Genomic DNA, 4,928 nt, shown 5'->3' on the forward strand with positions numbered 1-4,928 from the left:
CCGCGACGAGGTGGTCGGCGTGGCGCACCCCATCCAGGTGCGCTTCAAAGCGCCCATCACCAACCCGGCCGACCGGCAGGCGGCCGAGCGCGCCGTCGACGTCAAGTCGACGCCCGCGATGACCGGCAAGTTCGAATGGCTCGACAACAAGGTTGTGCAGTGGGTGCCGGATCGATACTGGCCGGCGCACAGCACGATTCCGTTGACGGTGGGCGGCGCGGCCGCCGAGATCAAAACGGGCCCCGCCGTGATCGGCGTCGCCAGCATCTCCGAACACACCTTCACCGTCAGCATCGACGGCGCCGAGGCGGGACCGCCGACGTCGCTGCCCGCGCCGCACCACCGGCCGCACTTCGGCGAGCAGGGCGTGATGCCCGCCTCGATGGGCAGGCCGGAATACCCGACGCCGGTCGGCTCCTACACCGTGCTGTCCAAAGAGGAAGCGGTGACGATGGATTCGAGCAGCGTCGGCATCCCCGTCGACGACCCCAACGGCTACCTGCTGACGGTCAACTACGCCGTCCGCATCACCAGCCGCGGGCTGTTCGTGCACTCGGCCCCGTGGGCCGTTCCCGCCCTGGGTCTCGAGAATGTCAGCCACGGCTGCATCAGCCTGAGCCCCGATGACGCCGAGTGGTACTACGACCACGTCCACGTCGGCGACCCGGTGATCGTCCAGGACTAATCAGGCACCGTTTACGAAGCTCCGCACCCGGGCGTCAGCCGGGTGCGGAGCTTTTAATTATGCTGCGGTCGAACTCTTTTCACTGCGAATAAGGAACGGGCCCGCTGGTGTTCACCAGCGGGCCCGGCCCGTTTTCGAAGCTGAGTCGGCCTCAGCTCGCGCCCGAAGGACCGGGGCGAATCGGCTGCCCGGCCGTCGGCCCGCCACTGGGCGCCGGGCCGGCGGGCGCATCCTTCACCCCGGACATGTCGATGAGCGGAGCTGCCGCCTCCAGGGGAGCGCCGGCGGCCGCCGGACCGCCCAGGGCGATCAGCGGCGCGCCGGCCGGCACGACGGGCACCGGCGGCACCACCGGCACCGGCGGAGCGAGGGGCAGCGGCGGCACGATCGGCACCGGCGCACCGATCGGCAGCGGCCCCGGCACCGCCATGGGCACACCGGACATGTCGGTCATGGGCGCCGCGCATACGCCACCGGCCGGTGCGCCCGCGGCCACCGTTCCGGCGCCCGCGGCAGGGCCACCTGCGGCCGGCGCCACCTCGCCTGACTGCCCCTCAATGCACGCGTGGCCGCCCGTAATCAGCGGGGCGGCCGCCGCGTCGGGGCTCAACGCGATAGCAGCTCCGCACAACCCAGCGCCGGCAACTACTTTGATGTTGAACCGATCGACGATCGCCATCAGCGTCAACTCTCCTTTATTCACGCTCAGCTATTTCCGCAATCACTTGGTGCAGCAGGCCCGCCTAGCCGTACCGAGGCCGCTTTTCACGACCGCGCCAATTGTCAGCAGCCGGCGCGCGACACGCGCCACGCCGCACCGCGCCGTTTCCAAATGGTGACGTCACAACGGCGTCACGAATCGGAACAGCCCCGGCATACACCGATCGACCTGCGCGAATACGCCTGCGCGGCAGCCGTAGTCAGCGATTCGTGCCCTCGGTCGCGCACCTGAGCGGCGTGTCCTTTGCAGCGAAACCGCGTGCCCGTCCGCTGCCGCGTGCTAAGCGCCCCGACGCGACCGGACCCGAGCCGGCCGGATGCGTGGCCGGACCGACTTCGAATCTCACGGACTTTATTTCTGCGCAGGTCGCTCACAGGAAACTGTTGGTGAACAGTTATCGATTCGAAGGTTACGGAGAAGTTAACATCGAGATTAGAACTGTTGACGGAAAGAGGAGAAGGGGCTATGTCACCACGTCGTCTCGCCACCGGGTTCATCGGTTCCGCCCTGTTCGGCGGCCCCCTTCTCGCCGGTCTCGTCTGGGCCGGCCCAGCGCAGGCCGACGCGGCCGGTTTCCTCAATGACATGCACCGCGACGGGGTCCACGCCGTCACGGGCGGCGACGCCGCCCTGCTGCAGGCCGGCCTGAACGTGTGCCAGCAAATATCGTGGGGCGCTCCTCCGGCGCAACTCGAAGGCCTGGCGCTGCAGCGCTCCGACGACCAGCAGGGCTCCGGCGGGCTCAGCGCTCAACAGGCCAACGACGTGGTCGTCTACGCCATGCGCGATCTGTGCCCCAGCTAGACACCACCTCGACCCACCACACTTCGGCGGCCTAGCGGCCGGCCGTTCTTCGCCGACTATTCACTCTCCCGAATTCTTTGCGCAGCGGGTCGTCGCACTTTTGTGTAAAAGTGCATCATCCGCATCGGGCACAGACATAAAGGAGAAGGTTGGATGGCGGCACGCAGGCGATATGGCCGGTTGATGAGCGCGGCGCTGGCCAGTGGCCCACTTTTGCTGGCCGGGGTCCTATGTGCCGGCCCGGCGCGGGCCGACGGGGCCGCCTTCATCAACGACCTGCACAACGCCGGCATCCACGCCGTCAACGGCGGCGACCCGGAGCTCTTACAGATGGGCGCCGACCTATGCCAGCAGCTTTCGTGGGGCGCCTCTCCGCAACAGCTGGAGGGCTTGGCGCTGCAACGCTCGGACGCCGACCAGGGCACCGGCGGGATCAACGGCCGCCAGGCCGCCGACGTCGTCATCTTCGCCCTGCGCGACCTGTGCCCCAACGCCTGACCGCGAACTAGCGGCGGGCAGCCCGGTCCGCGCTAGGGTGACACTCGAGTGAAGCTGAGCACACGGAACCTGGCCGGCCTAAAGATCCCGGTCCCGACCTATGACCGCAGCCAGATCGGCGTCGGCATAGCGCATTTCGGCGTCGGCGGGTTCCACCGGTCGCATCAGGCCATGTACATCGACCGCTTGCTCGGTGACGGCCTCGCCCGCGACTTCGGCATCTGCGGGGTCGGCGTGCTGCCGGGCGACGAGCGCATGCGCGACGCGCTGCGCGGCCAGGACCACCTCTACACGCTGATCCTCGAGCACCCCGACGGCACGCGGGAACCGCGGGTCATCGGCTCGATCGTCGATTATCGTTATGCGCCCGACGATCCCGAGTCGGTGATCGAGCTGCTGGCCGCGCCCGCCACCCGGATCATCTCGCTCACCATCACCGAGGGCGGCTATCAGCCACCCCTGTCCGCGGTGTTCGGCTTGGTGGCCGAGGCGTGCAACCGGCGCCGCGAGCGCGGCCTGCCCTCCCCCACGATCGTCTCCTGCGACAACATCGCCGGCAACGGAGACGTGGCCCGACGCGTGTTCATCTCCTACGCCGAGCGGGTCGATCCCGAACTCGCGCAATGGATGCGCGAGAAGACCACCTTTCCCAACTCGATGGTCGACCGGATCACCCCGGTGACCACGCCCGACGTGCTCGAGCGGCTGGAGTCCGAATTCGGGGTGACCGACGCCTGGCCCGTGATCGCCGAACCGTTCGCCATGTGGGTCGTCGAGGATCACTTCGCCGACGGCCGACCACCGCTGGATCAAGCCGGGGTGCAACTCGTCGACGACGTGGCGCCGTACGAGGCGATGAAGTTGCGGCTGCTCAACGCCGGGCATCAAGGCGTGTGTTATTTCGCCTACCTCGCCGGATACCGGCTGGTGCACGACGCCGCCCAGGATCCGGTGATCGCGGAATTCGTTGCCCGCTACATGGATTCGGAGGCCATGCCGACGCTGCAGCGGATTCCGGGACTCGACGAGTTCCGGGCCGGGCTGCTGCCGCGCTTCGCCAACCCCCACATCCGCGACACCGTCGCCAGGCTGTGCGCCGAATCCTCGGACCGCATCCCGAAGTGGTTGTTGCCGGTGGTGCGCGACAACCTGCGCACCGGCGGGGCGGTGCGGCTGTCCGCGGCGATCGTCGCGAGCTGGGCGCGCTACGCCGAGGGCGTCGACGAACAGGGCGAGCCGATCGGGGTGGTGGACCGCCTGGCCGACACCCTCGTCCCGCTCGCCCGCTCGCAACGCGACGACCCCGTCGCATTCCTGGCCAATCGTTCGGTCTTCGGCGACCTCGTCGACCAGGAGCGCTTTCGCGAGGCCTACGTGTGGGCGTTGGACTCGCTGTACCGGCACGGCGCACGGGCCACCCTGCGGGCGTTGATCGGGGCCGACGCACCGTGACCCTGGTCGCGGGCGTCGACTCCTCGACCCAGTCCTGCAAGGTGCTGGTGTGCGACGCCGCCACCGGCCGGGTGGTCCGCGAGGGTCACGCCGGCCATCCGCACGGCACCGAAATCGACCCTGCCGCATGGGAATCCGCCGCCCGAGCGGCCATCGCGGCCGCGGGTGGCCTGGACGGCGTCGACGCGGTCGCCGTCGGCGCGCAGCAGCACGGCATGGTGTGCCTGGACGCAACCGGACGGGTGGTGCGCCCCGCGCTGCTGTGGAACGACGTGCGCTCGGCCGACGCCGCGCGCGCACTCGTCGACGAGTTGGGTGGCGCGCGGGCGTGGGCCCGGGCCGTCGGCGTCGTGCCGCTCGCCGCGATCACGGTGGCCAAGCTGCGCTGGCTGGCCGACCACGAGCCAAACCACGCCGACCGCACCGCGGCGGTCTGCCTGCCGCACGACTGGTTGACGTGGCGCCTGCGCGGCGACGCCGACGTCGCGGCGCTGAGCACCGATCGCAGCGACGCCAGCGGCACCGGCTACTACGACGCCGCCACCGGCACTTACCGGTCCGATCTGCTGAAACTGGCCCTGCGTGGCCGGCACCCAGGGCTGCCGAGCGTGCTCGGACCGGCAGGCCGAACCGTCAGCGGCACAACGACATTCGGCGCCGGCCTGGGCGACAACGCCGCCGCCGCGCTGGGCCTGGGTGCCGAAGAGGGCGACGTGATGGTCTCGATCGGGACATCGGGAGTGGTGGCCGCCGTTACCGCGGATCCCG

General features: G+C 69.5%; 6 protein-coding genes. 5 read left to right on the forward strand and 1 reads right to left on the reverse strand.

Annotated elements, in window-relative coordinates; all coding sequences use genetic code 11:
- Window positions 1-685 (forward strand): L,D-transpeptidase (locus A5646_RS05785; protein WP_067020523.1); only part of this gene is annotated, 685 nt, incomplete at its 5' end.
- A 151-nt stretch (window positions 686-836) separates the two neighbouring features.
- Here the strand turns inward: A5646_RS05785 and A5646_RS05790 are convergent.
- Complete coding sequence (locus tag A5646_RS05790; protein ID WP_067020526.1) at window positions 837-1,373, reverse strand: hypothetical protein; 537 nt, start codon at window positions 1,371-1,373, stop codon at window positions 837-839.
- Between the two features lie 498 nt (window positions 1,374-1,871).
- Between A5646_RS05790 and A5646_RS05795 the strand changes: the two genes are divergently transcribed.
- The 4 genes from A5646_RS05795 to A5646_RS05810 all read left to right on the forward strand — a co-directional run.
- Window positions 1,872-2,210: a DUF732 domain-containing protein gene (locus A5646_RS05795; RefSeq protein WP_066863399.1), complete on the forward strand. Its 339-nt coding sequence runs from the start codon at window positions 1,872-1,874 to the stop codon at window positions 2,208-2,210.
- 183 nt (window positions 2,211-2,393) lie between these two features.
- Window positions 2,394-2,708: a DUF732 domain-containing protein gene (locus A5646_RS05800; RefSeq protein WP_369806912.1), complete on the forward strand. Its 315-nt coding sequence runs from the start codon at window positions 2,394-2,396 to the stop codon at window positions 2,706-2,708.
- A 48-nt stretch (window positions 2,709-2,756) separates the two neighbouring features.
- The gene (locus tag A5646_RS05805; protein ID WP_067020529.1) at window positions 2,757-4,160 is read left to right on the forward strand and encodes a mannitol dehydrogenase family protein; all 1,404 of its coding nucleotides are present in this window, start codon (window positions 2,757-2,759) and stop codon (window positions 4,158-4,160) included.
- The coding region (locus tag A5646_RS05810; protein ID WP_255362073.1) for an FGGY family carbohydrate kinase at window positions 4,157-4,928 on the forward strand (772 nt) is incomplete at its 3' end. The genes A5646_RS05805 and A5646_RS05810, both read left to right, overlap by 4 nt.

It is taken from the genome of Mycobacterium sp. 1245499.0 (assembly GCF_001673615.1).
Lineage (GTDB): Bacteria > Actinomycetota > Actinomycetes > Mycobacteriales > Mycobacteriaceae > Mycobacterium > Mycobacterium europaeum_A.

Bases quoted from the DNA above. Each gene is read 5' to 3' on its own strand.
- A5646_RS05795 (WP_066863399.1), top strand. From the start codon at position 1,872: ATGTCACCACGTCGTCTCGCCACCGGGTTCATCGGTTCCGCCCTGTTC.
- A5646_RS05800 (WP_369806912.1), top strand. From the start codon at position 2,394: ATGAGCGCGGCGCTGGCCAGTGGCCCACTTTTGCTGGCCGGGGTCCTA.